3 protein-coding genes are annotated in these 3,605 nt (G+C 70.1%); all 3 read right to left on the bottom strand.

The annotated features are described in order from the left end of the window. Positions 1–85: 85 nt before the first annotated feature. Positions 86–727: a sigma-70 family RNA polymerase sigma factor gene (locus VIB55_RS16365; protein WP_331877737.1), complete on the bottom strand. Its 642-nt coding sequence runs from the start codon at positions 725–727 to the stop codon at positions 86–88. A gap of 262 nt (positions 728–989) precedes the next feature. Beyond that, positions 990–1,562 (bottom strand): NUDIX hydrolase, encoded by a 573-nt coding sequence (locus VIB55_RS16370; protein WP_331877738.1) that lies wholly within the window; start codon positions 1,560–1,562, stop codon positions 990–992. Between the two features lie 535 nt (positions 1,563–2,097). Next, complete coding sequence (locus tag VIB55_RS16375; protein ID WP_331877739.1) at positions 2,098–3,483, bottom strand: pitrilysin family protein; 1,386 nt, start codon at positions 3,481–3,483, stop codon at positions 2,098–2,100. Positions 3,484–3,605 lie beyond the last annotated feature (122 nt).

Genomic DNA, 3,605 nt, shown 5'->3' on the forward strand with positions numbered 1-3,605 from the left:
GCATCGGCGCGCGCCAAAAGCAAAGGGGCGGGCCCGTGTTCCGGGCCCGCCCCTGGCGATGCCGTACGCGGCGTCGTGTGCTCGATCAGTCCAGCAGCGGCGCGATCAGCTGGGCGAAGTTGTTGCGCGCCCGGTTCAGGCGGCTCTTCACGGTGCCCAGGTTGGTGCTGGTGATCTCGGCGATCTCCTCGTACGTCTTGCCCTCCATCTCGCGCAGGACGAAGACGGTGCGGTGGTGCTCGGGAAGCTGGTCGACCGCCGAGTCCACCTGGCTCTTCAGGTGGCGCTTCCGGAACAGGTCGTCCGGCCGGTAGGTGTTGTCTTCCCACTCCAGCGGACGCGTGTCGGCGTCGCGGTTCTTCATCAGCGTCTGGAAGAGCACCAGCGGGTTGCGCGAGCGGTTGCGCAGCTCGTTCTTGGCCAGGTTCGACGCGATCGTGTAGATCCAGGTCGAGAACTTCTTGCTCTGGTCGAAGCGGTGAATGTGCCGGTACACGCGGATGAACGTTTCCTGCACCAGGTCTTCGCCGCGCTCACGGTCGCCCGTGGTGCGGTAGACGAAGTTCAGCAGGCGGTTCTGGTAGCGCTCCACCAGTTCGCCGAACGCCAGCCGGTCGCCCTCCAGGTGCGCGGCGACCACCCCGCTGTCGTCCAGCTGCTTCAGGCGCTCTCGCGGAGAAGGCTGCCTGGCCTCGCGGTCGCGATCGTTGACGAGGAGTTTCAGCATACGTTGGGTCTCCAGGGGTGGTTTAACCGGACGGGCGGCTGCGCCGCTCCCTCGTAGGGCACGTGCCGTACCCCGGGCCGTCGTGGGATTGGATGCGGCGGAAATCCGCATGGTTGCAAGGCTTCCGCACTTTCCCGCCGCTGCCGCCTCCCCCGCGTCCGTCCCCCCGGGGGGACAGTCGGTGCGAGGGAGTGACACCCGCCGCGTGTCGGCGTGACATCCGCGTGGCCGTACAACGTCCGTCCCCGCCCCACTCTGACGGTCAGTGGCCGAACACGAACCCGGCGGCGTACAGCAGCGTGCAGATGGTCTTGGCGTCGGTGATCTCGCCATCGCGAACCATGCGCAGCGCCTCGGACATGGGCAGCTTGACGGTTTCCATGAACTCGTCGGCGTCGTACTCCGTTTCGCCGGCGGTCAGGTCCGTGGCCAGGAACAGGTGAATGCGCTCGTCGGTGAAGCCGGGCGTCGTCCAGATGGAGGTCAGGGGGCGCAGCGTGCCCGCCTCGAGACCCGTTTCTTCGCGCAGCTCCCGGCGCGCGCATTCTTCCCAGGGTTCGCCGGCGCGGTCGGGGCGCCCGGCGGGCACTTCGTACAGGTAGCCGCCGGATGCGTAGCGGTACTGCCTGACGAGCACGATCTGCGGGTCCGGTCCGTGGGGGTCGCTCAGCACCGGCAGTACCGCCGAGGCGCCGGAGTGGCGGATCATCTCCATCTCGCCGGTGGACCCGTCCGGGAAGCGGACAGTGTCCACCCCCAGGTCCACGATGCGCCCGCTGTGCACCGGCCGTCGGTTGATGAGCCCCGGTTCGGTCCCGCGTTCTCCGTCTGCCATCCGTTTCTCTCTACGCTGAAGATGATGGAGGAACGCCGCCAGCGGTATGGGCGCTGAACGGCGTTAACTGGATCCTAATCGGGTGTGGGTGCCCTGCTGCGCGCCACTGCCGGGCGGTGAGGGAGAATTCGAGTGTGCTTCGGCCGGCACTGGCGCATGCCGCGGGGCCCCCCATCCCCAGCCCTTCCCCCGCAAACTGCGCGGGGGAAGGGAGCCAGCCCGGTGCGCTTCGGTCGGTGCCGAGTTTCGCCGACTGTCCTGGCAGGCTTCGGTGTGGTTCGATCGGTCCGGCGCATTCCCCGGCTGCCCTCTCCCCCGGCCCCTCTCCCGCAAGCGGGAGAGGGGAGAATTCGATCCCACTCCGGCTGGGGTGGCGCGCTCGACCGGGGTGTACCCCCTCTCCCACGCTGTTTGTGGGAGAGGGTGGCACGCGTGTCAGCGCGGCCGGGTGAGGGCCCCACGGCAGCCGGGGCCTCGGATTCAGTGACCGCTGCCGCGCCCGGCGCGTGCCGTGCGCTTGCGCCTCCGACGCGCGTCAACGCAGCAGGTGCGCGGGATCGACAACCTGCACGGGCCCTACGCCCAGCGCCTCCAGCGGCTCCCGGAGCCGTGCGGCGTCGCCGACGATCACGACGGCGGCGCGGTCGGGCATCAGGCGGCGCCGGGCGGTTTCGCGCACCTCCTCGCGGCTGACGGCCACCAGCCGGTCGCGGTACGTCTGGTAGTAGTCGTCGGGGAGATCGAAGGTGGCGATGGTGCTCAGCTTCCCGGCGATGCCCTCCGTGGTCTCCATCCCCAGCGGAAAGATGCCCGCCAGGTAGCTGCGCGCGTTGTCGATCTCGTCCTCGGGGACCAGTTCCTCCTGCAGCGTGCGCATGTCGCGCAGGATCTCGCTGACGGAGTGCGCGGTGCCCTCGACCTGGATGGCCCCGCCCACGTGAAAGGTGCCCGGCAGCCTGCGCATTCCGAAGCTGGAGCTGACGCTGTAGGTGTAGCCCAGCCGCTCACGGAGATTCAGGTTCAGTCGCGACGAAAAGGTGCCGCCCAGCATGGCGTTCAGCACCGTGACGGCAAAGAAGTCGTCCGTCGTCCGCGGCACGCCCACGTGCCCCACCCGCACCTCGCTCTGCACCGCGCCGGGACGGTCGGCCAGGAGGATGGTGGTTTCGTGCAGCCGGTTGTGCGTCTCCGGCGCGCGCGGGGGCGGCACGGTGCCCGTCCACCCGCCGAAGTGCTTCTCCGCCAGGCGCACCACCTCGTCCAGCGTCAGGTCGCCGCCCGCGCACAGCCGGGCCCCGCCGGGGCGGAAGTGCGATTCGTGGAACGCCGCCGTGTCGGCCCGCGCCAGCGTAGACAGCGTTTCGGCCGACCCGCTCAGCCGGCGCGAAAAAGGGTGGGCCTCGGGGAAGATGAACTTCGTCGCCAGCTCGTCCGCCAGCCCGGACGGGTCCGCGCGGCGCGCCGCCAGCGAGGCCAGCCGCTCGTCGCGGATGCGCTGCACCTCGTGCTCGGGAAAGGTGGGGCGCATCACCAGGTCGGCCGTCACCTGCATCGCCTCGTCGGCCCGGGCGCGCAGGCCCGTAAAGCCGACGAGGGTGTTGTCCCACGAGCTGGTGCTGTCCAGCACCAGCCCCAGCTCGTCTACCCGCTCGGCAATCGCGGCGGCGTCGCGTTCGCCGGCGCCGGATTCCAGCAGGCCCGAGGTGAAGGAGCTCAGCCCGGCGCGGTCCTCCGTTTCGGAGAGCCCGCCGGCCGGGATCACCAGGTCGATGGTGACCAGCGGAAAGGCGTGCCTTTCGGCCACCAGCACCTGCAGCCCGTTCGCCAGCGTCGCGCGCTGCACGGCGGGAAAGTGAAAGGGCCGCAGCGGCCCCGGCGCGGGGGGACGGGCGCGGTCCAGCACGGCGGCGGGCGCGGTCATGCGGCCTCCGGCGCAGCCTGGGGAACGTACGTCAGCACCACGCGGTTCTCCCCGGAAAGGTACTCGTTCACGAATCGGCGCACGTCGGCGGCGGTGACGGCGCGGTAGCGATCCAGCTCGGT

The sequence above is a fragment of the Longimicrobium sp. genome, from assembly GCF_036554565.1.
Taxonomy (GTDB): Bacteria; Gemmatimonadota; Gemmatimonadetes; order Longimicrobiales; family Longimicrobiaceae; genus Longimicrobium.

Coding starts and splice junctions, on each gene's coding strand:
- VIB55_RS16365 (WP_331877737.1), bottom strand. CDS start 727: ATGCTGAAACTCCTCGTCAACGATCGCGACCGCGAGGCCAGGCAGCCT.
- VIB55_RS16370 (WP_331877738.1), bottom strand. CDS start 1,562: ATGGCAGACGGAGAACGCGGGACCGAACCGGGGCTCATCAACCGACGG.
- VIB55_RS16375 (WP_331877739.1), bottom strand. CDS start 3,483: ATGACCGCGCCCGCCGCCGTGCTGGACCGCGCCCGTCCCCCCGCGCCG.